The organism is Marinobacter nauticus (assembly GCF_003634635.1).
Lineage (GTDB): Bacteria > Pseudomonadota > Gammaproteobacteria > Pseudomonadales > Oleiphilaceae > Marinobacter > Marinobacter nauticus.
The window spans coordinates 245,930-267,952 of record NZ_RBJB01000004.1; the positions used below are offsets into that span (position 1 = coordinate 245,930).

19 protein-coding genes and 1 tRNA gene are annotated in these 22,023 nt (G+C 60.1%); 12 read left to right on the forward strand and 8 right to left on the reverse strand.

What is annotated here, in order from left to right; all coding sequences use genetic code 11:
- The first annotated feature begins 41 nt into the window (after positions 1–41).
- From C7436_RS12515 to C7436_RS12525, 3 genes are read left to right on the forward strand one after another with little or no spacing between them, the layout of a single operon-like run.
- Positions 42–1,040: an HlyD family secretion protein gene (locus C7436_RS12515; protein WP_022992636.1), complete on the forward strand. Its 999-nt coding sequence runs from the start codon at positions 42–44 to the stop codon at positions 1,038–1,040.
- Complete coding sequence (gene rbbA / locus C7436_RS12520; protein WP_121208031.1) at positions 1,033–3,762, forward strand: ribosome-associated ATPase/putative transporter RbbA; 2,730 nt, start codon at positions 1,033–1,035, stop codon at positions 3,760–3,762. Before C7436_RS12515 ends, rbbA begins: the two co-directional genes overlap by 8 nt.
- A 1-nt stretch (position 3,763) precedes the next feature.
- Entirely contained in the window at positions 3,764–4,885 is a 1,122-nt protein-coding gene (locus C7436_RS12525) for an ABC transporter permease (RefSeq protein ID WP_121208032.1), read from the forward strand.
- A gap of 42 nt (positions 4,886–4,927) precedes the next feature.
- Here C7436_RS12525 and C7436_RS12530 read toward each other — a convergent pair whose 3' ends face one another.
- Positions 4,928–5,299 carry a VOC family protein gene (locus C7436_RS12530; RefSeq protein WP_014420015.1) on the reverse strand — a complete coding sequence of 124 codons (372 nt, stop codon included), beginning with the start codon at positions 5,297–5,299 and terminating at the stop codon, positions 4,928–4,930.
- 129 nt (positions 5,300–5,428) lie between these two features.
- On the opposite strand from C7436_RS12530, the gene C7436_RS12535 reads away from it, so the two are divergent.
- Positions 5,429–5,950, forward strand: a complete 522-nt coding sequence (locus C7436_RS12535; RefSeq protein WP_031211716.1) for a lipocalin family protein — start codon at positions 5,429–5,431, stop codon at positions 5,948–5,950.
- Positions 5,951–5,965: 15 nt separating this feature from the next.
- Here C7436_RS12535 and C7436_RS12540 read toward each other — a convergent pair.
- Positions 5,966–6,042, reverse strand: a tRNA-Pro gene (locus C7436_RS12540).
- A 223-nt stretch (positions 6,043–6,265) separates the two neighbouring features.
- Between C7436_RS12540 and C7436_RS12545 the strand changes: the two genes are divergently transcribed.
- Positions 6,266–7,711: a TrkH family potassium uptake protein gene (locus tag C7436_RS12545; RefSeq protein WP_022992647.1), complete on the forward strand. Its 1,446-nt coding sequence runs from the start codon at positions 6,266–6,268 to the stop codon at positions 7,709–7,711.
- Between the two features lie 57 nt (positions 7,712–7,768).
- Here C7436_RS12545 and glyS read toward each other — a convergent pair whose 3' ends face one another.
- The 6 genes from glyS to def form a co-directional block, all read right to left on the reverse strand.
- Positions 7,769–9,850 (reverse strand): glycine--tRNA ligase subunit beta, encoded by a 2,082-nt coding sequence (gene glyS, locus C7436_RS12550; RefSeq protein ID WP_121208033.1) that lies wholly within the window; start codon positions 9,848–9,850, stop codon positions 7,769–7,771.
- Positions 9,851–9,852: 2 nt separating this feature from the next.
- Complete coding sequence (gene glyQ / locus C7436_RS12555) at positions 9,853–10,875, reverse strand: glycine--tRNA ligase subunit alpha (protein WP_036149746.1); 1,023 nt, start codon at positions 10,873–10,875, stop codon at positions 9,853–9,855.
- 134 nt (positions 10,876–11,009) lie between these two features.
- Positions 11,010–12,413 (reverse strand): Trk system potassium transporter TrkA, encoded by a 1,404-nt coding sequence (trkA, locus tag C7436_RS12560; RefSeq protein WP_014420019.1) that lies wholly within the window; start codon positions 12,411–12,413, stop codon positions 11,010–11,012.
- Positions 12,410–13,711, reverse strand: a complete 1,302-nt coding sequence (gene rsmB / locus C7436_RS12565) for a 16S rRNA (cytosine(967)-C(5))-methyltransferase RsmB (protein ID WP_121208034.1) — start codon at positions 13,709–13,711, stop codon at positions 12,410–12,412. The genes trkA and rsmB overlap by 4 nt, the downstream gene beginning before the upstream one ends.
- Positions 13,712–13,713: 2 nt before the next feature.
- Positions 13,714–14,649: a methionyl-tRNA formyltransferase gene (gene fmt, locus C7436_RS12570; RefSeq protein WP_011783622.1), complete on the reverse strand. Its 936-nt coding sequence runs from the start codon at positions 14,647–14,649 to the stop codon at positions 13,714–13,716.
- A gap of 80 nt (positions 14,650–14,729) precedes the next feature.
- Entirely contained in the window at positions 14,730–15,236 is a 507-nt protein-coding gene (gene def, locus C7436_RS12575; RefSeq protein ID WP_198324811.1) for a peptide deformylase, read from the reverse strand.
- A 464-nt stretch (positions 15,237–15,700) separates the two neighbouring features.
- Here def and C7436_RS12580 point away from each other — a divergent pair, with 464 nt between their 5' ends.
- The 7 genes from C7436_RS12580 to C7436_RS12610 are packed head-to-tail and all read left to right on the forward strand — an operon-like array spanning position 15,701 to position 21,960.
- Positions 15,701–16,717, forward strand: coding sequence for a LysM peptidoglycan-binding domain-containing protein (locus tag C7436_RS12580; RefSeq protein WP_011783624.1), 1,017 nt, complete (start codon positions 15,701–15,703; stop codon positions 16,715–16,717).
- Between the two features lie 33 nt (positions 16,718–16,750).
- On the forward strand, positions 16,751–17,968 hold the full coding sequence (dprA, locus tag C7436_RS12585) for a DNA-processing protein DprA (protein ID WP_121208035.1): 1,218 nt from the start codon (positions 16,751–16,753) through the stop codon (positions 17,966–17,968).
- A gap of 15 nt (positions 17,969–17,983) precedes the next feature.
- Positions 17,984–18,556, forward strand: a complete 573-nt coding sequence (locus tag C7436_RS12590; protein ID WP_121208036.1) for an L-threonylcarbamoyladenylate synthase — start codon at positions 17,984–17,986, stop codon at positions 18,554–18,556.
- 8 nt (positions 18,557–18,564) lie between these two features.
- The gene (gene hemF, locus C7436_RS12595) at positions 18,565–19,491 is read left to right on the forward strand and encodes an oxygen-dependent coproporphyrinogen oxidase (protein ID WP_121208037.1); all 927 of its coding nucleotides are present in this window, start codon (positions 18,565–18,567) and stop codon (positions 19,489–19,491) included.
- Positions 19,484–20,311 carry a shikimate dehydrogenase gene (aroE, locus tag C7436_RS12600; protein WP_113879410.1) on the forward strand — a complete coding sequence of 276 codons (828 nt, stop codon included), beginning with the start codon at positions 19,484–19,486 and terminating at the stop codon, positions 20,309–20,311. Before hemF ends, aroE begins: the two co-directional genes overlap by 8 nt.
- A 38-nt stretch (positions 20,312–20,349) precedes the next feature.
- Entirely contained in the window at positions 20,350–21,123 is a 774-nt protein-coding gene (locus C7436_RS12605; RefSeq protein WP_011783629.1) for a motility protein A, read from the forward strand.
- A gap of 3 nt (positions 21,124–21,126) precedes the next feature.
- Positions 21,127–21,960 (forward strand): flagellar motor protein MotB, encoded by an 834-nt coding sequence (locus tag C7436_RS12610; RefSeq protein ID WP_121208038.1) that lies wholly within the window; start codon positions 21,127–21,129, stop codon positions 21,958–21,960.
- Positions 21,961–22,023 lie beyond the last annotated feature (63 nt).

The window sequence follows — 22,023 nt, forward strand, 5'->3', positions numbered from 1 at the left end:
ACTTACCCTGTCATACCTATTCTTCCCCTCAAGGACGACACATGGCCCAGAAAAGCACCAACACCGCTCCCAAACTTTTTCTCGTTGTGCTGATCGTGGCCCTGATTGCCGTTGCAGCTTGGTACCTGATGCCGAAAGGCGATCAGGTGCCGGAGCATATTGGCTCTGGTAACGGTCGTATTGAAGCCACCGAAGTCGATATTGCCACCCGAATACCCGGACGCCTGGAATCCTTCGAAGTCCGCGAGGGCGACATGGTTGAAGCCGGCATGTTGCTGGCTGTGATGGATACCGACGAACTTGAGGCCAGCCTGGCAGCGGCGCAAGCCAGTTTGCACCAGGCCGAGCAGAGCCGGCGACTGGCCGAGGCCGTGGTGGCCCAACGGGAAAGCGAGCGTCGGTATGCCCAAGCCGAACTGGCCCGTATTGAATCGCTGGCCGATCGGGGCCATGCCTCTCAGGAGCAGTTGGACCGCGCCCGTACCGCGGCGGAAACCGCCGAGGCGGCATTGCAGGCCGCCAGAGTACAAGTGGCGTCTGCCGATGCCAGTATCGAAGCTGCCAAAGCCAGTGCCCGCCGTATCCAGACCAATATTGATGACAGTCAGTTGACCACGCCGGTGGGTGGCCGGGTTCTGTATCGGCTGGCGGAGCCGGGCGAGGTGCTGGCCGCCGGTGGCAAAGTAGCCACGGTACTGGATGTCACCGATGTGTACATGACCATCTTCCTGCCCACAGCCCAGGCGGGCAAAGTCCGGGTTGGCTCTGAAGCCCGGATCGTTCTTGATGCCCTGCCGGACTATGTGGTGCCAGCGGAAGTCAGCTTCGTCGCCGCCGAAGCCCAGTTCACGCCGAAGTCTGTGGAAACCCGCAGCGAGCGGGAGAAGCTGATGTTCCGGGTTCGTATCCGGATTGATCCGGAGTTGCTCAAAGCCTATCGGGACCGGGTGAAAACCGGTGTACCCGGCGAAGCCTACGTAAGACTGGATGAGGGCCAGCCCTGGCCCGAGAGCCTGAAAGTGGCTTTGCCCAATGACTGAGACCGTGGCCCGGCTGGAAGGAGTCAGCCATCGCTACGGGGAAACCGATGCGCTGTCTGATATTTCCCTGACGTTTCCGTCTGGCTGCATGGTTGGGCTGATCGGCCCGGACGGGGTGGGCAAATCCACACTGTTGGGCCTGCTTGCCGGTGCCCGTGAGTTGCAGACCGGCGAGTTGCAGGTGCTTGGCGGCGATATGCGCAGCCAGCGGTTTCGTAACCGGTCCGCCCCCCGCATTGCCTATATGCCCCAGGGACTGGGCGGTAATCTCTACCATACGCTGACGGTGGACGAGAACATCGCCTTCTTCGCCGATCTGTTTGGTTTGCGAGGCCCCTCCAGGAAGGATCAGATTGACCGGTTGCTTGAAGCTACTGGGTTGTTGTCTTTCCGGGACCGTCCCGCCGGCAAGCTGTCCGGCGGTATGAAACAGAAGCTGGGGCTGTGCTGTGCCCTTATCCACAGCCCCGATCTGCTGATTCTGGATGAACCCACCACCGGCGTGGACCCGCTGTCCCGCAAGCGTTTCTGGGATCTGATCGATACCATTCGCCGGCAACGCAGCGGTATGAGCGTGTTGGTGGCCACGGCCTACATGGAAGAAGCCGAACGTTACGACTGGCTGGTGGCCATGGACGAGGGCAAGGTACTGGCTACAGGCTCACCGGCCGAACTCCGTGAGCAGACCAATACCGAGACGCTGGACGATGCCTTCATCGCGTTGTTACCCGAAAACCGGCAGGTGCAGGAAAGCGGCGATACGGCTAATGCTGCGCAGCGAGAGCCAACCGGGGAAAACCAGACGCCGGCCATTGAGGCTGAGCATCTGACCCTGCGGTTTGGCAGCTTTACGGCGGTTCGTAACGTCAGCTTTTCCATCCCGAAAGGCGAGATCTTCGGTTTTCTGGGATCCAACGGTTGTGGCAAGACCACCACCATGAAAATGCTCACCGGATTGCTGACCCCAACAGAAGGCGAAGTCCGGCTGTTCGGTGAACCACTGGATGCCAAAGACCTGGCCACTCGGCAGAAGGTGGGCTACATGTCCCAGGCCTTCTCGCTCTATGGCGAACTCACCGTGCGCCAGAATCTGGATCTGCATGCCCGGCTGTTTCACCTGCCGGACACCAGAATCCCGGAGCGTATTTCGGTGCTGGTTCGGGAGTTCGGTCTTGAAGATGTACTGGACCAGCGAGCAGGCGCCCTGCCACTTGGGGTTCGCCAGCGGCTGTCCCTGGCCGTGGCTGTGGTGCACGAGCCCGAATTGCTGATCCTGGATGAACCTACCTCAGGCGTCGACCCGGGGGCCCGCAACCGGTTCTGGCAATTGTTGATGCGCCTGTCGCGGGAAGATGGCGTGACCATTTTTATCTCCACTCATTTCATGAACGAGGGTGAGCGCTGCGACCGGATTTCGCTCATGCACGCGGGCGAAGTATTGGCTTGCGATACGCCCGATCGACTGGTTGAAGCCTCTGGCACCGACAGCCTGGAAGGCGCGTTCATGAAAACCCTGGAAGCGGTGGATAAAGAGCCGGAGACCGGCGCCGACCAACTGGCTCTGGAGCCCGCCAGTCATGGTGACCGGCCGATCGTGTTCAGTCCCCGGCGCTTGCTGGCTTACGCCACCCGGGAAGCGAGGGAACTGTTGCGGGATCCCATTCGAATGGCCTTCGCCTTTATCGGTTCCGCGTTGTTGATGCTGATCCTGGGTTACGGCATTACCCTGGATGTAGAAGACCTGTCGTTCGCCGTGCTGGATCGGGACCAGACACCCCAGAGCCGGGATTACATCGCGGCGGTGTCCGGCTCCCGATATTTCCTGCAACAACCGGAGTTGCAGAATATCCAGGAGCTGGAACAACGCATGCGCTCCGGCGAGCTAAGCCTGGCTATTGAGATTCCGCCGGGCTTCGGCAAAGACCTGAAACGGGGGCGACCGACTGAAATGGCGGTTTGGGTGGATGGTGCCATGCCTTTCCGGGGCGAGACCATCCTGGGTTACGTTGAAGGCATGCACATCAGTTACCTGACGGAGCTGGCCCAGCGCACTCTGGGCGTGGTACCCACACTGACACTGGTCACGCTGGAGGACCGGTATCGCTACAACCAGGACTTCCGGAGCCTGGATGCGATGGTGCCAGCGGTTATCCCCATTCTGCTGATCTTTATTCCGGCCATTCTGATGGCCCTGGGCATCGTCCGGGAAAAGGAACTGGGCTCCATCACCAACCTGTACGTCACTCCGGTCACCCGGGTGGAGTTCTTGCTGGGCAAACAGCTGCCCTACATCGCGTTCAGTATGATCAGCTACGTGAGCCTGGTCTTGCTGGCGGTGTACGTGTTTGATGTCGAGATCAAAGGCAGCCTGCTGACGCTCACCTTCGGCGCCCTGCTCTTTGTGACCGCCACCACGGCCCTGGGTCAGGTGATGTCGACCTTTGCCTCGACCCAGATTGCCGCCCTGGCGGCCACTGCGATTCTCACCATCCTGCCGACCGTGCAGTTCTCCGGCCTGACCGAACCGGTGTCGTCCCTGAGCGGTGCCGGCGCGTTGATCGGTCCGGTCTGGCCGGCGACCTGGTTCCTGCAGATCAGCCGTGGCGTGTTCACCAAAGGCCTGTCGCTGGCAGATATGCAGGGCGCGTTCCTGGCCCTGGCGGCGTTCGTTCCGGTGCTGACCGTAATGGCGGTGGCGCTGCTCAGAAAACAGGGGCGCTGACATGAATTCCTTACGCAACATCTGGCACCTGGGTATCAAGGAACTGCGCAGTCTGTGGCAGGACAAGGCATTGATGGTGTTTGTGCTGGTGGCGTTTACGGTGATGATCTACACCGCAGGTTCCGCTGGCTCCATGGAGCTTCACAACGCACCGATCGCCGTGGTGGACGAAGATCAGACGGTGTTGTCTGGCCGCATCATCAATTCGCTCCAGCAGCCATGGTTCCTGACGCCGGATCTGGTGGCCTACGGTGACATTGACGACTTGCTGGACAAGGGCAGCCATACCTTTGCCCTGGTGATCCCCGAAAGCTTTGAGCGGGATGTCCGGCAGGGCAACCCGGTAGCGTTGCAGCTGAACATCGACGCCACCCGCATGAGCCAGGCCTTTATAGGCACCAATTACATTCAGCGCTTTGCGATGGCGGAAGTGGCGGAGTTCCTGCAACCGGGTAGCTCTGCCAGCACCGGGCTACCGATCGAGCTGGTCACCCGGGTGAGTTACAACCCCAACCTGGACGGAACCTGGTTTGGCGGTGTCATGGAGCTGATAACCCAGGTGACCCTGATCAGCATCATTCTTACCGGGGCGGCACTGATCCGGGAGCGGGAGCACGGCACGGTGGAGCATCTGATGGTGATGCCGTTGCGGCCTTTTGAAATCATGGCGTCCAAGGTGTGGGCCAATGGTCTGGTGGTGTTACTGGCAGCGGCGCTGTCGGTAACGCTGGTGATCCAGGGTTGGCTACAGGTGCCGGTGGCAGGGTCGGTGTTGCTGTTTCTGCTCGGCGCCCTGATTCACCTGTTTTCCACCACCGCGATCGGCATTCTGATCGGCACCGTGGCCCGAACCATGCCCCAGTTTGGCCTGCTGCTGATTCTCACCATCCTGCCTTTGCAGCTGCTGTCGGGCGGTATCACGCCCCGGGAAAGCATGCCCCAGCTGGTGCAGGATCTGATGCTGGCGGCGCCCACCACCCACTTTGTCAGCATGGCCCAGGCGATTCTGTACCGGGGTGCGGGGCTGGAGGTGGTGTGGCCACAGATGCTGGCTCTGATGGCCATTGGCGGGGTGTTCTTCACGGCGGCGTTGTTGCTCTTCCGTCGCCATCTCTCGGTGTAAGTCAGTAAGCCACCACCCAACCGGGGTGGTGGCGGTCGACGCTTAGCCGAATTCGAAGAACGCCAGCTTGTTGCCATCCGGGTCGCGCACATAGGCGCCGTAGAACATGTCCGGAATGCGCTGCCCCGGTTCGCCATCGCAGGTGGCGCCCAGTTCAATGGCCTTGTGGTAAAACTTATCCACGGCTTCTTTGGAGCCCGCCGGAATGGCCACCATGTTGCCGTTGCCGGGATGGTTGGGTTCACCGTTGAACGGGGTGCAGACGGCCAGCATGGGGGCTCCCATGCTTTTGCCAATAAACGCAATTCGCTCCATGTCCATCAGCACCTTGGCGCCCAGATCTGCCAGCAACTCCGTGTAGAACTGCTTGGCCCGGCCCATATCGCTGACTCCGAGTGTGACGTATCCGATCATATTCGACTCCTTGGTTGGTTAGCGCTGGGTATACGAGCGCCAGGGTGTTTTAGAGCTTAACACCTGTTTGACGATCTTTGCCTGTGGCTTTGCTATGGTTGGTTCACGACTGTTCTTTGGGAGTTTGTCATGAAGACTGGATTGGCTGTAATCGCGTTACTGTTTCTGATGACGGGCTGCACCGGTGTGCCCAAGGGCATTGAACCAGTGACCGGTTTTGACCAGCAGCGCTACCTGGGCACCTGGTACGAGATCGCCCGGTTGGATCACTCGTTCGAAGAGGGCCTGAGCCAGGTTACCGCCGAATACAGTCTAAACAATGACGGCAGTATCAAAGTGGTCAACCGGGGCTACAACGCCGAAGCCGGTGAATGGAAAGAAGCCGAAGGCCGTGCGGTATTTGTGGGCGACAGCAATGTAGGCCACCTGAAAGTATCGTTCTTTGGACCTTTCTATGCGTCCTACGTGGTGTTCGAGCTGGATGACCAATACACCACCGCGTATATCACCGGGTATGACCGGGATTACCTGTGGCTGATGTCGCGCACGCCGGAGGTGAGCGATGAGGTGCTGGAGGCGTTCAGAGCACGGGCTGAAGCTAAGGGTTTTGAGCTGGAAGAATTAATACTTGTCGAACACGGGGAAGACTAGACAAAAGCGGGAAAGTGGTCGGCGTGGCAGGATTCGAACCTGCGACCCCTTCGTCCCGAACGAAGTGCGCTACCAAGCTGCGCCACACGCCGATCAACGGCCGGTATTATACGCATTGGCGGCGGTTTTGCTACCCCTTCCCCGGGCTGGAATTCAAAAATTCTGTCGTGGATTGTCCGGATCGGTGGCAAGCAGAAGCCTCGCCCTGGCAGTGGTAAACGCGGTTGAATGGGCGTATAACAGCGGCGTGGATGCCGCCTTGCCTTGTAAGGCGTTGCGACTGGCCTGTGTCCGGACATCGGAGCCCCCTGCCCTGTGAACATTATCCCCATTGTTCAGATCCTCGGTTTTCTGCTCATCCTGCTCAGTTTCCTCATGACCCTTCCGGTTAACCTGCTGGTATTCGGTGATACGCCGGATTGGCTGGCGTTCGTGAAATCCTCGGTGGTCTGTTTCAGCATTGGTGCCGCGGCTCTGGCTTTGGCGGGGCGGCAGAAACACGCGCTACGCCAGCAGCAGATGTTCATGCTGACGGTGTCGGCGTGGGTTGTGATTCCGCTGTTCTCCAGTTTGCCGCTGCTGCTGAGTGACATGAAGCTGAGCATGACCGATGCTTTCTTTGAGAGCATTTCCGGCGTGACCACCACCGGATCCACCGTGCTCACCGGCCTGGATCATCTGCCGGACGACATTCTGCTCTGGCGTTCGATCATGCAATGGATGGGCGGTATCGGGATCATCGGTATGGCCGTTGCCATCCTGCCGTTTCTCCGGATTGGCGGTATGCGGCTGTTTGCCACCGAATCGTCCGAATGGAACGAGAAAGCGGTGCCCCGCACCAACCATCTGGCCCGCAGTCTGGTACTCATCTATCTGGGCTTGACGCTCGGTTGCGTGCTCACCTACTGGCTGCTGGGGATGAGTTTCTTTCAGGCACTGAATCACGCGTTGACCACGGTATCGACCGGCGGCTATTCCACTTCAGACAGCTCCATGGGGCAGTTTGATTCGCCGTCCATTCTCCTGGCGTCGACGGTATTCATGGCGATGGGCGCCATGCCGTTCTTTCTGTTTGTCCGGTTTATTCACGGGCAGCGCCAGCCCCTGATTCGGGATCAGCAGGTGCGTTTCTTCCTCCGGTTCCTGGTAATTGTCGCTGCGTTGCTGACCATTTACCGGGTTCTGAGGGAACCGGTAGATCCGTTTGAGACCTTTGTTTCAGCGCTGTTCAATGTTACGTCGGTGGTGACCACCACGGGCTATGCTTCTACCGACTATTCCTTGTGGGGCCCGTTTGCGGTGGTGGTGTTTCTGTTCATCACCTTTGTCGGCGGCTGTTCCGGGTCCACGTCCGGTGGCATGAAAATCTTCCGGTTTCAGCTGTCCATGCTGTTGCTCAGGGAGCAGGTACGTCGTTTGCTGCACCCTCACGCGGTGTTTGCCCGCAACTACAACGGGCGGGTGATTGGTGACGATATCGTGGCCTCCAGTGTCGCCTTCTCTTTCATTTTTCTGGCGACGCTGGCGCTGGTGACGGCGATTCTGGGGGCGCTGGGGCTGGATCTGGTGACCAGTCTTTCCGGAGCCGCTACGGCTTTGACGAATGTCGGGCCAGGACTGGGCGATACCATCGGCCCGGCAGGCAATTTCCAGACGTTGCCGGATGCGGCCAAATGGGTTCTGATGGGCGCCATGATTCTGGGCCGGTTGGAGCTGTTGAGTGTGTTTGTGATGTTGTCGCCGGACTTCTGGCGCAGCTGAGTGGAAAAGCAGGACAGGCAGGCCGCTGGTTTATTGTGAACCAGCGGCCTGTGTGCCTCAGCCTGCTGTGGGCAGCAGGGAGATGTCGGCAACCCGCAGGAACAGGTTGCGCAGGCGGTTCAACAGTGCCAGACGATTGTTGCGCACGGCTTCTTCGTCTGCCATCACCATCACTTCATCAAAGAAGGTGTCGACCGGCTCACGCAGGCTGGCCAGCGACGTCAGCGCACTGGCGTAGTCACCCTGCTCGAACATCGGCAGTACTTTCTGTGCCTGCTCTTCCACCTTCGCGGCCAGGGTCTTCTCGGCAGCGTCCTGCAACAGTGTGTTGTCTACGGTCTCGCCGATGCTGTCACCACCCTGTTTGGTGAGGATGTTGGAAACCCGCTTGTTGGCGCCTGCCAGAGCCTGGGCTTCCGGCAGCTGGCGGAAGGCTTCCACGGCTTTTACGCGGCGATCGAAATCCAGCGGGCGGGTTGGGCGGCGGGCGTGCACAGCCAGGTACACTTCGGCGCCGATGCCCTGCTCATCATAGTGGGCACGGAAACGCTCCAGCATGTAGTCCACCACGGTGCTGGCGGTGTTCTTCTCGGTCAGCACGGTAAAGTTCTGTTCGGCCCACTCGCACACCGTCTGCAGGTCCAGCGGCAGTTCACGTTCGATGATGATGCGCAGCACACCGAGAGAAGCACGACGCAGGGCGAACGGGTCCCGGGTACCGGACGGCGGCTGGTTGATGCCGAACAGGCCGACCAAGGAATCGATGCGGTCGGCGATGGCCACGGCGCAGCCGGTCAGGGTGGTGGGCAGGTCGTCGCCGGCAAAGCGCGGCATGTACTGCTCGTTCAGGGCCTTGGCGACATCGGCATGTTCGCCGTCGTTGGCGGCGTAGTACTGACCCATAATGCCCTGAAGGTCGGTGAACTCCAGCACCATTTCGGTGACCAGATCGGTCTTGGCCAGCATGGCAGCACGCTCGGCCAGGGCCGGGTCGCTGTTGATGGCTTCGGCAATCTTTTTGGCCAGGGCTGCTACCCGTACAGATTTGTCGTAGATGCTGCCCAGCTTGTCCTGGAACACGATGGGCTTGAGTGCCTCGATGCGGTCTTCCAGTCTGGTCTTGCGGTCGGTGTCGTAGAAGAAGGCGGCGTCGGACAGGCGCGGGCGAATCACTTTCTCGTTACCGGAAATCACCTGGGCCGGGTCTTTACTCTCCAGGTTGGCCACGGTGATAAACAGCGGCAGCATCTTCCCGCCGGCATCCACCACGTGGAAGTACTTCTGATGTTCCTTCATGGAGGAAATCAGGGCTTCGGCCGGTACATCCAGGAAGCGCTCCTCGAAGCGCCCCATCAATGGTACCGGCCATTCGTTCAGGGCAGTCACTTCGTCCAGCAGGTCTTCGTCGATTACGGCCTTGCCGCCGGCTTCTTTCTCCGCCAGCGCGGCCACGCCGGCGCGGATCTGCTCACGACGCTCGGCGAAGTCTGCCAGTACGTAGCCTTCCTGCTTGAGCACCACTTCGTAGTCGGCCGGGGTGGGCACAATCAGCTCTTTCGGGCAGTGGAACCGGTGGCCACGGGTCTTGTTGCCGGGCTTGAGGTTCATCACCGGTGCTTCAATCACCTTGTTGCCGTACAACAGAATCAGCCAGTGTACCGGGCGCACGAATTCGGTCTTCCAGGCACCCCAGCGCATGCGTTTGGGAATGGGCAGGGCGGCCAGGGATTTGTCCACCAGATCCGGCATCAGTTCTACGGTGGGCTTGCCCTTCTCAACGGTACGGTACACCAGCCAGGCACCCTTGTCGGTCTCCATGGTGTCGAGCTGATCCGGGGTAATCCCCAGGGAGGTGGCGAAGCCGGTCAACGCCCTGGTGGGGTTACCGGAATCATCAAACGCTGCTTTCACGGCCGGGCCGCGCTTCTCGACCGATTTGTCCGGCTGGGCATCGGCCAGGTCCCGGATACGTACCGCCAGACGACGGGGTGCTGCGAAGCTTTCCACCGCACCAAAGGCCACGCCGGCTTCTTCCAGGCCTTTGACAATGCCCTGGGTGAAAGCGTCAGAGAGGGGCTTGAGAGCTTTCGGAGGCAGCTCCTCGGTGCCCAGTTCGACCAGAAAATCCTGAGTTGCCATGATTATGCGTTCCCCTGTTCCTGCGGTGCCTTGTTGGCTTTCTTGCCCTTTTTACTGGCCTTGGCGTCGGCGGCTTCAGCGGCGGCCAGCACTTCCTTGCGGAGGTGTTCCGGGGCCAGCGGGAAGCCCAGCTTGCGACGGCTCTCGAAGTAGGCCTGGGCCACGGAGCGAGCCAGGGTGCGTACACGCAGGATGAAACGCTGGCGCTCGGTCACGGAGATGGCGTGACGGGCGTCCAGCAGGTTGAATGTGTGGGAGGCCTTGAGCACCTGCTCATAGGCCGGCAGTGGCAGACCTGCGTCGATCAGGCGGGCGCTTTCCCGCTCATAGACATCGAAGCTGTGGAACAGGAACTCGGTGTCGGCATGTTCGAAGTTGTAGGTGGACATTTCCACCTCTTGCTGATGGAACACGTCGCCGTAGGTAACCACGCCATCCGGGCCATTGGTCCAGACCAGGTCATACACGCTGTCCACACCCTGCAGGTACATGGCGATACGCTCAAGGCCGTAGGTCAGCTCGCCGGTGACCGGATAGCATTCCAGGCCACCTACCTGCTGGAAGTAAGTGAACTGGGTCACTTCCATACCGTTCAGCCAGATTTCCCAGCCCAGGCCCCAGGCGCCCAGGGTCGGCGATTCCCAGTTGTCTTCGACAAAGCGGATGTCGTGCACCAACGGGTCCAGGCCCAGGGCGCGCAGAGAATCCAGGTACAGCTCCTGAATGTTGTCCGGAGACGGCTTCAGAACCACCTGGAACTGGTAGTAGTGCTGCAGGCGGTTGGGGTTCTCGCCGTAACGGCCGTCGGTGGGGCGGCGGCTGGGCTGGACGTAGGCGGAGTTCCAGGTTTCCGGACCGATGGATCGCAGGAAGGTGGCCGGGTGGAAGGTACCGGCGCCCACTTCCATGTCCAGGGGCTGGAGAACCACGCAGCCGTGCTGCGCCCAGAAATTCTGCAATGCCAGGATCAGACCCTGGAAGGTCTTGATGTCCGGCGCGGAGTTGTTGGTTGCCTTGTCTGTCACGACGTTTGCCTGCTGGTCAGTCTGTGTGTGGGCCCCGGTTCCGGGGCACTCCGAAAATTTGAAAACGCGCATTATACGCTGGCCGGCGCCGCATTTCTAAGTGCCAGCCAGGGTGTTGTTTTGCCTGAGATCAATCAGAAGAACGTGAGGCCCACCTGGAACAGTTTCTCGACGTCCCGTATGCGCGACTTGTCCACCAGGAACAGGATCACGTGGTCGTCTGGTTGCACCCGAAGGTGGTCGTGGGCGATGAGCACTTCGTTGTGCCGGACAATGGCACCAATGGTCGTTCCGGATGGCAGATTGATTTCGTCCAGGCGTTTGCCAACCACCTTGGAGGAACGGTGGTCGCCGTGGGCGATGGCCTCAATGGCTTCGGCCGCGCCCCGGCGCAGGGCGTGCACGTTCACCACATCACCACGGCGCACGTGGGTAAGCAGGCTGCCGATGGTGGTCTGCTGGGGTGAGATGGCCACGTCGATATCGCCGCCCTGGATCAGGTCCACGTAATCGGGGTTGTTGATCAGGGTCAGGACCTTGCGGGCACCCAGTCGCTTGGCCAGCAACGAGGCCATGATGTTGGCTTCGTCGTCGTTGGTGACGGCGCAGAACACATCGGTATTCTCGATGTTCTCTTCCAGCAGGATGTCCTTGTTGGCTGCATTACCTTCCAGTACCACGGTCTTTCGCAGGCGCTCGGACAGCATCACGCAGCGTTCATGGTCCCGTTCCAGGAGTTTCACCTGATAGCGGTCTTCCAGGGTGTTGGCCAGCCGGTAGCCGATGTTGCCACCGCCGCAGATGAAGATGCGTTTGTAGGGCTTCTCCAGCGGTTGCAGTTCGCTCATCACCGAGCGGATATGGTCGGCGGCGGCGATAAAGAACACCTCGTCGCCGTCTTCAATTACGGTATCGCCCTGGGGCATGATCGCCCGGTCCTTGCGGAAAATCGCCGCCACCCGGGTATCGATCTTGGGCATGTGGGTGCGAAGGTAGGACAGTTCGTGCCCCACCAGTGGGCCGCCCTCGGTGGCGCGAATGGCGACCAGTCGGGTCAGGCCCTTGGAGAACTCCAGTACCTGCAGGGCACCGGGGTATTCAATCAGCCGAGTAATGTGCTGGGTTACCAGATGTTCGGGACTGATCAGAACGTCCAGGGGGAAGCCTCTCAGGCTGTCCAGGTCCTTGACCGTATCCCGGTTGTAGAACAGTTCCGGCTTGGCCAGATAGGCGCCGGCACGCACACGGCAGATGGTAGTGGGGGTCTTGTACAGCAGCTTGGAGACCTGGCACGCCACCATGTTGGTTTCATCGCTGTTGGTTACCGCGATGATCATGTCGGCATCTTCGGCACCGGCCTGTCGCAATACCGTGGGATAGGAGGCGCGGCCATGCATGGTGCGGATGTCGAGCCGGTCCTGCAGTTCGCGAAGGCGGGCGCTGTCGTTGTCCACCACGGTGATGTCGTTGGCTTCGTTTGCCAGGTTTTCCGCCAGGGTGCCGCCGACCTGGCCGGCGCCGAGAATCAGGATTTTCATGGTTCAGGTTTCTCCAGCACGGCGTAGAAAAAGCCGTCATGGCTGTCCGGGTCTGGGAACAGCTGACGCCCGGTGTTCATGTCCCGGCCCCAGTCTGCTTCGATGCATTTCAGCGTTGCCTGATTCTGCTGCTTCAGGAACCGCTGGATTATACGGTGGTTCTCCTGTGGAAACACCGAACAGGTGGCATACACCAGTCGCCCACCGGGCTTCAGGATAGACCACATGGCCTCCAGCAGGCCAAGCTGGATACTGGCCAGAGGCACGATGTCGGACTCCCGGCGCAACAGTTTGATGTCCGGGTGCCGGCGGATCACGCCGGTGGCACTGCAGGGAACGTCCAGCAGGATGCGGTCGAAGGGCGTGCCGTCCCACCAGCTGTCGATATCGGCGGCATCGGCCTGGGTCAGGGTGGCGTGCAGGTCGAGCCGGTCCAGGTTTTCCTGGACCCGGGGCAGGCGCTCGGCGGATTCGTCGATGGCCACCACTTCGTCCAGTTCGCCACAGGCTTCAAGGATGGCGCAGCTCTTGCCTCCGGGCGCGGCGCAGGCATCCAGTACCCGCTGGCCTGGCTGCAGATCCATTAGAGTCGTACACAATTGGGCGGCTTCATCCTGAACACTGACCGCGCCGTCCTCGAACCAAGGCAGTCGGTCCACCGGCACCGGCCGTTGGAGCTGGATGCCGCTGGGGGCAAAGCGCGTGGCGTGGGCCTCGATGCCGGCTTCCGACAACAGGTTCAGGTACTCGTCGCGTTTGAAGCGCAGGGCATTGACCCGCAGGGTCATGGGTGCCTGCTGGTTGTTGGCTTCAAGGATGGCCTGCCAATCGTCCGGCCAGTTGTGGCGAAGCTTCTCCACCATCCACACCGGATGACTGAAGCGGCCACTATCGTCTTTCGGCGCTGGCGCCCCTTCCCGTTCGGCGGCCCGCAGCACTCCGTTGACCAGACCGGTCAGGTGGGGCTTGTCCAGTGCCCGGCAAGCCTCCACGGTTTCGTTCAGTACCGCGTAGGTGGCCTGTTCGCTGTAACGTAACTGAAACAGGGCCACCAGCATCAGGTGGTGAATGATCCGGTCCGGCTTGCGCAGGGGCTTTTTCAGGCGCTGGTTCAGCTCGCTCTCAAGCCGGTGAAACCAGCGGCAGGTACCGTAACAGATAGCTTGCAGTTGTGGCCGTTGTTCCGGGGGTAACTGGTTCAGGGCGGATGGCAGGCATTGGGATAACGACTGGCCCTGTTCCACCGCCAGCAATACGTTGGCGGCAATGGCTCGGAATGGCAGGGGCTGGTAAGCCATGGTCAGTTCAGCTCCTGGCCGGGCAGCAGCACCTGCTTGCCACCATTGATCAGGTCGTTGATGCTCTGGGCCTTGCTGCCTGGTAACTGCGCGGAAGTGATTCTGAGCGTGCCGGTGCCGCAGGCAACGTCTACACCGTCCCGCTCCCGGGCAATCACGGTACCGGGACCCTTGTCGCTGCCCTGCTTCAGGGCGCTGGCCTGATGAATACGGATACGTTGCTCGCCAAGATCGGTAAAGGTACCGGGCCAGGGGTTGAACGCGCGAATCAGTCGTTCGATTTCCTGCGCGCTTCGGCTCCAGTCGATGTGGCCCTCTTCCTTCGACAGCTTATGGGCGTAGTTGGCCTCTGCCTCATTCTGGACTTCGCCGGTCAGATCGCCCTTGGCCAGCCGCTCCATGGCCTGCACAATAGCCTTGCCGCCCATCTCGGCCAGCCGGTCATGCAGGCTGCCGCCGGTATCGTCGGCGCTGATGGGGGTGTCCAGTTTCAGCAACATGTCGCCGGTATCCAGGCCCTCGTCCATCTGCATGATGGTGATTCCGGTTTCGGCATCGCCGGCGGCAATCGCCCGCTGGATAGGGGCGGCGCCACGCCATCGCGGCAGCAGGGAGGCGTGAATGTTCAGGCAGCCATGGGTTGGTATGTTCAGCACTGCCTTGGGCAGAATCAGGCCATAGGCAGCCACGATCATCACATCCGGTTGCAGTGACGCCAGTTCCTGTTGGGCCTCTTCTGGCTTCAGACTGACCGGTTGATACACGGGAATGCCAGTATCCAGTGCGACCTGTTTGACCGGGCTGGGCATCAGTTTGCGGCCGCGGCCGGCGGGGCGATCAGGCTGGGTGTAAACGCCGACGATGTCGTAACCGGCATTCAGCAGGGTTTTCAGGGCGGTGGCGGCGAAATCCGGCGTGCCGGCAAACACAATGCGCACGTTGGTTGCTTCTCTGTGTCGTTGATACGAAAAAACCGGGTCGTAACCCGGTCCTGAATTCGGTCTATGCTGGCAGCGCCTCAGGCGCTCTGCTTGTGCAGCTTTTCCAGCTTCTTGCGAATGCGATTACGTTTGAGCTGGCTCAGGTAATCGACAAACAGCTTGCCATTCAGGTGGTCCATTTCATGCTGGATGCAAACTGCCAGCAGGCCTTCAGCCTCCAGGACAAACTCCTTGCCGTCGCGATCCTTGGCGGTAATCCGGCAGTGCTCGATGCGCTTCACATCTTCATAGAACCCCGGTACCGACAGGCAGCCTTCCTGCATGGCTTCGAGCTCGCCATCCAGCACTTCCACTTTCGGGTTGATGAACACCCGCGGCTCGGTTTTATCTTCGGACAGATCCATTACGATGATCTGCTTGTGTACATCCACCTGGGTCGCGGCCAGGCCAATGCCGCGGGCATCGTACATGGTCTCGAACATGTCGTCGATCAGCGTACGGATGTCATCGGTCACTTCCTCCACCGGCTTGGCGATGGTGCGAAGTCGTGGGTCCGGATACTCAAGAATTTCTCGAATCATAATGCTCTTGCTTCTGGCCTGTGTGTATCGGGCAATCTCTAATGTCAGCCTGTTTGACGGGCTGCCCAGCGCAGAATTTTACCATTTGTAACGCTGTGAAACCGATTGCCGAAATGCGACAGCGTACTGCGCAAATTTTCTTGGTCTGCCTATGATGAATCCAGAGATTCCGACAGTATGAACCGTTAATGCTGGCAGAGTTCCCGGGTTCAAGGTAATAACGTCCGCCTGACGGTGCCTATTATCCAATAATTCGCCGATTGAGTACAAACTGATCAGTTAATAGTTAAAATCTTTCACGAATGCGCTTCGATGGCTGCAGAAATCACTCGAAGAACAAAAGATAACATCACAAATTCCGGGACTTCTTCTATAGTAACGGGAATAACAACGTAATATGCTGCGGGGATTCTGCGGCGACATTACCGAACGCAAAGATTCAAGGCACGCGATCAAGGACATAAACAATGAGGAAACTGTTGTACGCTCTGGCAGCCTCTGCGCTGCTGTTTACCTCCTGGGCCCAGGCACAGCCGGAGCTGAGGTCTGATCATCCTGAGCGTTACACTGTCGTCAAAGGGGACACCCTCTGGGACATTTCAGCGCGATTCCTGAACAACCCGTGGTACTGGCCGGAAATCTGGCACGTGAACCCGCAGGTTGCCAACCCACACCTGATCTATCCCGGTGACCGCCTGGCACTGGTGTACATCGATGGCAAGCCCCGGATTACCAAGGTCGCGACCAGCGATGTGGTGAAGCTCTCGCCTCAGGTTCGTTCCGAGGCCATCGACACACCAATACCGGCCATCCCCCTGGATGCCATCGCCAGTTTCCTGACAGAAACCCGTATTGTCAGCCCGGAAGAAATTAACGGTGCGCCCTATGTGCTTGAAGGTGAGGACGGCCGCATCATCACCGGTGCCGGTGACCGTATTTACGCTCGCGGCGAGAAGCCGGCCGATCGCGTGGGTATTTTCCGTCGCAGCAAGGAATTTGTGGATCCGGACACCGGCGAGTTCCTTGGCCTGGAAGCCCGGAGCATTGCCCGCGGCAACGTTAATGCCGAAAATGGTGATGTGCTGACCGTAGGCATTACCAAGTCCAGTGAAGAAGTGCGTATTGGCGACCGGTTGCTGGTGAATGAAGATCGCCGGCTGACCACCAGCTTCGTGCCCAGCTCGCCGGATAGTGAGATCGAAGGCAAGATGATTTCTGTCGATGGCGGTGTCAGCCAGATCGGTCAGTACGATGTGGTCGCCATTAACCGTGGTGAGCGCGAAGGCCTGGCGCCCGGTAATGTGCTGGCGGTGCTGAAGGCGGGCAACATGGTTCGTGATCCGGTCACTGGCGAAACCATTGAATTGCCGTCTGAGCGGGCTGGCCTGCTGATGGTGTTCCAGGCCTATGAGAAAATGAGCTACGGTCTGGTGCTGCAGGCAACGCGGCCCCTCTCGGTAGGTGACAAGGTCACCAATCCCTGAGGCCGCGCGTTTGATGAGTTGATGGAATAAGACATGGCCGGGCCGGAATGCCCGGCCATTGTTGTTTTCAAGGAAGAGAAAATGTCAGATCAGGAATTTCTGCAAACACCGGCAGGCCAGTGGCTGCTGCTGTCACTGCTGCCCCGGTTCGGAATCCCCCTCAGGGAGCGGATTCTGGGTTCTGTTGATACGCTCACCGACATCCTGCCCCTGAATGCTGCCACGCTTCGCGCCATGGGGCTTGGCGGCGATGCCGTGGAGGCCATTGTCGCCTGGCAGGCGGGGGATCTCAGCCAGGGCGTCATTGCCCGGGCACTGGATATCTATCGCCAATGTCGGGAAAGTGGTATTGGCGTGCTCGGACAGGGCCAGTCGCCCTACCCGGAATGCCTGCGCCATATCCACAATGCCCCTCTGGTGCTCTATACCCTGGGTAACGTTGAGTTATTGCAACGGGACCAACTGGGCGTGGTCGGCAGTCGCAACGCCACCCGAGCGGGGCTGGACCATGCCCGCCAGTTTTCTGCCGAACTCAGCCGGCGAGGGCTTCTGATCACCAGTGGTCTGGCCCTCGGAATAGATGGCGCAGCCCACGCCGGTGCCCTGGATGCTGGCTATCCGACACTGGCGGTGGTGGGTTGTGGTCTCGACCGGTTGTATCCGGCCCAACATCGTAACCTGGCCCACCGCATCATTGAGAACGGCTTGATTGTTTCTGAGTACCCGCCGGGCACCCAGGCCAGAGCCGCCTATTTCCCCCAGCGTAACCGCATTATCAGTGGCCTCGCCCGGGGTGTTCTGGTGGTGGAGGCCAGCCTCCGGAGCGGTTCACTGATTACGGCTCGAACCGCCCTCGAGCAGGGGCGGGAGGTGTTTGCCATTCCCGGTTCGGTGCACAGCCCGGTGGCCCGGGGCTGTCACCAACTGATTCGCCAGGGCGCCCGGCTGGTGGAGACCGCCGACGACGTGATGGAAGAACTGGGTACCTGGTGGTCCATGCAGGCGCAGCCCGCAGAACCGGAAGCAACGGAGAATTCGTCAGACCTGTCGTTTCTGGACAGCCGGGAAATCGCGGTATTCGAGGCTTTGGGGTATGATCCGCAGTCTACCGATGCACTGGGCCTTGCCACGGGTTTGCCCGCGGATCAGTTGCTGCAGTCACTACTGATCCTGGAGCTTGAGGGCCTCGCCCATGCCTGCCCGGGTGGTTATCAGCGCACCGGTCGGGACCTTGTTCATTGTTCTGCATGAGGGCGCCGATATCTGATGGCGGATACATCTTCTCCGAGTTTTCTTCAACTGGCTCTTGCCCGCCAGACGGTACTGGCAGGCGGGGTAATCGCCTATCCCACGGAAGCGGTGTGGGGACTGGGGTGCGATCCCTGGAACCGGGAGGCGGTCGAATACATCCTTGAGCTCAAGCAGCGGCCCATGGAGAAGGGCGTGATACTGGTGGCAGCCTCGGTTGAACAGGTGCGTTTCCTGCTGGATCCGTTGCCCGACGCCGTTCAGAGCGAAGCTCTGCGCCACTGGCCAGGGCCGGTCACCTGTCTGTTGCCGGACGTAAACCAGCAGGTGCCGGAGTGGGTCCGCGGCAAACACAGTTCCATTGCCGTTCGGGTCAGTGATCATCCGGTGGTGCGGGCCTTGTGTGAGGCGACGGGTATGCCGCTGGTCAGTACCTCATGCAATCCGGCGGGGCGTCAGCCGGCCCGTGCCATCTGGCAGGTGCGGCGCTATTTCGGCGACCGCCTAGATCGTATTGTCCCCGGTGCGCTGGGCGGCAATCGCAAGCCCAGTCGCATTATTGATATTGTTACCGGTCAACAGTTTCGCTAGGAGAATTCATGTCACAGCAGCCGGATATCCAGGCCGTCAAGGACTACCTCATCGGTCTTCAGGAGCGCATTTGTCAGCGGCTGGAAGCGGTCGATGGCCAGGCATCGTTTATCCGTGACAGTTGGCAGCGGCCGGAAGGCGGTGGCGGTATCAGCCGCGTACTGGCCGACGGTGGTGTTGTCGAGAAGGGCGGCGTTAACTTTTCCCACGTGATGGGCGAGACCATGCCAGCGTCTGCCACGGCTCACCGCCCTCACCTGGCGGGCGCGCCCTGGCAGGCCATGGGGGTGTCGCTGGTGATTCATCCGAACAATCCATACGTGCCCACCTCTCATGCCAACGTGCGCTTTTTCATCGCTACGCCGGAGGACAGCGCTCCGGTGTACTGGTTCGGTGGTGGCTATGATCTCACGCCCTATTACGGATTTGAGGAAGACTGCGTGCACTGGCACCGCACCGCAAAGGCAGCCTGCCAGCCATTCGGTGACTCCGTCTACGCGGACTACAAGCGCTGGTGCGACGACTATTTCTACCTCAAACACCGGCAGGAGCCACGGGGCGTCGGCGGGCTGTTCTTTGATGACTACAACACCGGCGATTTCGACCGTGACTTTGCCTTTATGCAGGCCGTGGGCGACAGTTACATTGAGGCCTACGAGCCGATTGTGCGCCGGCGTATGGATCAGCCCTGGGGGGAACGGGAGCGGGAATTCCAGCTCTACCGCCGGGGCCGCTATGTCGAGTTTAACCTGGTGTACGACCGGGGCACGCTGTTTGGACTGCAGTCGGGCGGCCGGACCGAGTCTATCCTGATGTCCCTGCCCCCGTTGGTGCGCTGGGATTACGACCGCCGTCCGGAGCCAGGCACTGAGGAAGCCCGGCTGACCGAGTATTTTCTGACCGGCCGTGACTGGTTGGAGGAACGTAATGACTAACGATCTGTATGCCGTGGTGGGCAACCCCATCAGCCACAGCAAATCACCCCGTATCCACAGCCTGTTTGCCCAACAGACCGGTGAGGCCGTGGAATACACCGCGATTCAGGCGCCGCTGGAGGATTTCGCCGGCACCGTTCATCACTTCTTTGACCACGGCGGCAAGGGTCTGAACATTACGGTGCCGTTCAAGGAACAGGCCTGGACCCTGGCCGAGCACCGGACTCACCGGGCCGAGCTGGCAGGTGCCGCCAATACTCTCTATCTGGATCAAGAAGACCAGCTGGTGGCCGATAACACAGATGGTGTGGGTATTGTTCGCGACCTGCGGGACAACCATGGTGTGCCTCTGAAGGGCGCGCGAGTACTGGTGCTGGGCGCTGGTGGTGCGGTGCGCGGGGTGCTCGGGCCTCTGCTGGACGAGCAGCCCGCCAGTGTGGTTGTGGCCAATCGTACTGTCGCCAGGGCCGAAGCGCTGGCCCGGCTGTTTGGCCGGGAACACAGTGGCATTGAACTCTCGGCCTGTGGTTTTGAGCAGGTCGAAGGACCGTTTGATCTGGTGATCAACGGCACCAGCGCCAGCCTGAAGGGCGACTTGCCAGCCATTACGGCAGATGTGATCGGCGCAGATACCGTGGTTTACGACATGATGTATTCTCTGCAGACCACCACGTTTAACCAGTGGGCCCTGGATCATGGCGCCGTACGCGTGTTTGACGGTCTGGGTATGTTGGTGGAACAGGCTGCCGAAGCTTTTTTCGTGTGGCGGGGCGTTCGCCCGGAAACCTCGGCCGTCATCGAGGAACTGAGAACAGACTGAGGCAGGCGATGCAGCCGAGCCGTCGATAAGGGTCAGTTATGGATATTCTTACGCTTGTCGGGTTGCTAGCCGGAACCCTGATTGTGTTGCTCGCCATGTTGGCGAATGCAACCGTGCTTACCTTTCTGAACCTGCCAGGCCTGGCCATCGTACTCGGTGGGACGTTTGCCGTTACCCTGATCAAATTCCGCATGCCCTCCGTGCTGAGTGCTTTCCGGCTGGCATTCCGCGCGGCCTTTACGGACAAGCTGGCGCGCCCGGCGGAACTGATTCGGGAAGTGGGCGTGCTGGCCCGGGTGGTTCGCAAGGAGGGCATTCTGGGTCTGGAGAACCATGACACCAAGGACGAGTTCCTGCAGAAAGCCATCAACCTCTGTGTCGATGGCCACCCGCCGGAACTGGTAGAAGAGGCCCTGTTGCAGGACAGCCAGCAGACCGCCGAACGCTACGAAGTGGCGGAAAGGGTGTTCCGCGGCATTGGCGAATCGGCACCGGCCATCGGCATGCTGGGTACCCTGGTGGGTCTGGTGCAAATGCTCAATACCCTTGATGATCCTTCCTCCATTGGTCCGGCCATGGCCATTGCCCTGCTGACCACCCTGTATGGCGCATTCATTGCCCAACTGATGGCGTTACCCCTGGCCGACAAGTTGCAGCTGAAGGCGGAAGACGATGCCCGTAACCAGATGCTGATCATTACCTCCATCAAGAGCATCATGCGCGGTGAAAACCCCAGGGTTATGACCGAACTGCTGTCTTCCTATGTGTCTCCGGAACACCGCACCAACCTCGAACCCGAGCGGGAGGCCTGAGGTTTGCAACCGGCACGGCCACTGAAAAAGAACCGGGGCAAGAAAGGCACCCCGGACTGGATCGTGACGTTTGCCGATCTGGCCACACTGCTGCTGACGTTTTTTATTCTGCTGCTGTCTTTCGCCGAAATGGATGTGGAAAAATACCGGGCCATGGCCAACTCCATGTCGCTGGCCTTTGGTTCCAGCAACGTGATGGCGGAGGACGTGGGTGGCTCCCCTATTACCCTGGTGGAATCGGATACCGTCTCGCTGCCCGAACCGTCGGAATCGTTGCAACAACAACCTGAGTTTATTGATGAGCGTACCGAGCGCTCGGAAACCCGGCAGATACCCGGCGGTGTGCTGGACCTGGCCGGGCGTCTGGTTCGGGAACTGGAAGAGGAAGTAGCTTCCGAAACCCTGCATGTGAACTACGACGAGGATCAGGTGGTTATCCGGTTCTCGGAGGAAGCGACCTTCCGCTCTGGCGACGCCACCATCAAGCCGGAAATGATCCCGATCATCGAGCGTGTGGTGAGTGTCCTCTCCGCCTGTAGCGGGGATGTGGTGGTTTCCGGGCATTCCGACGATCGACCGATTTCCAGCAGCCAGTACCGCTCAAACTGGGACCTGTCTGCTGCCCGGGCGGTCTCGGTGGTGCATGAACTGGTACTCAACCGGGATATCCCCGCCGAGCGGGTCGTTGCCGCGGGCCGTGCCGAGACCCGTCCACTGGCCCCTAACACCAGCCCGGAAAATCGCGCCATGAACCGCCGGGTGGAAATCGCCATCCGTAACCCCGAATGCAGTGATGAAGTGCCCACCGCAGACCTGCCGGTGGAAATCCTGCCCTGAGACGCCGGTATCTCCGTTCTCCTTATGCTCGCAGCGCAGATACTCATAGTGGATTCATATAAC

What these genes read in the sequence shown, in the direction of transcription:
- trkA (WP_014420019.1), bottom strand. Translation starts at nt 12,413, where the DNA reads ATGAAAATCCTGATTCTCGGCGCCGGCCAGGTCGGCGGCACCCTGGCG.
- hemF (WP_121208037.1), top strand. Translation starts at nt 18,565, where the DNA reads ATGTCACAGCAGCCGGATATCCAGGCCGTCAAGGACTACCTCATCGGT.
- dprA (WP_121208035.1), top strand. Translation starts at nt 16,751, where the DNA reads ATGGCCGGGCCGGAATGCCCGGCCATTGTTGTTTTCAAGGAAGAGAAA.
- C7436_RS12525 (WP_121208032.1), top strand. Translation starts at nt 3,764, where the DNA reads ATGAATTCCTTACGCAACATCTGGCACCTGGGTATCAAGGAACTGCGC.
- C7436_RS12515 (WP_022992636.1), top strand. Translation starts at nt 42, where the DNA reads ATGGCCCAGAAAAGCACCAACACCGCTCCCAAACTTTTTCTCGTTGTG.
- C7436_RS12590 (WP_121208036.1), top strand. Translation starts at nt 17,984, where the DNA reads ATGGCGGATACATCTTCTCCGAGTTTTCTTCAACTGGCTCTTGCCCGC.
- aroE (WP_113879410.1), top strand. Translation starts at nt 19,484, where the DNA reads ATGACTAACGATCTGTATGCCGTGGTGGGCAACCCCATCAGCCACAGC.
- C7436_RS12535 (WP_031211716.1), top strand. Translation starts at nt 5,429, where the DNA reads ATGAAGACTGGATTGGCTGTAATCGCGTTACTGTTTCTGATGACGGGC.
- C7436_RS12605 (WP_011783629.1), top strand. Translation starts at nt 20,350, where the DNA reads ATGGATATTCTTACGCTTGTCGGGTTGCTAGCCGGAACCCTGATTGTG.
- C7436_RS12580 (WP_011783624.1), top strand. Translation starts at nt 15,701, where the DNA reads ATGAGGAAACTGTTGTACGCTCTGGCAGCCTCTGCGCTGCTGTTTACC.
- glyS (WP_121208033.1), bottom strand. Translation starts at nt 9,850, where the DNA reads ATGGCAACTCAGGATTTTCTGGTCGAACTGGGCACCGAGGAGCTGCCT.
- rsmB (WP_121208034.1), bottom strand. Translation starts at nt 13,711, where the DNA reads ATGGCTTACCAGCCCCTGCCATTCCGAGCCATTGCCGCCAACGTATTG.
- rbbA (WP_121208031.1), top strand. Translation starts at nt 1,033, where the DNA reads ATGACTGAGACCGTGGCCCGGCTGGAAGGAGTCAGCCATCGCTACGGG.
- C7436_RS12530 (WP_014420015.1), bottom strand. Translation starts at nt 5,299, where the DNA reads ATGATCGGATACGTCACACTCGGAGTCAGCGATATGGGCCGGGCCAAG.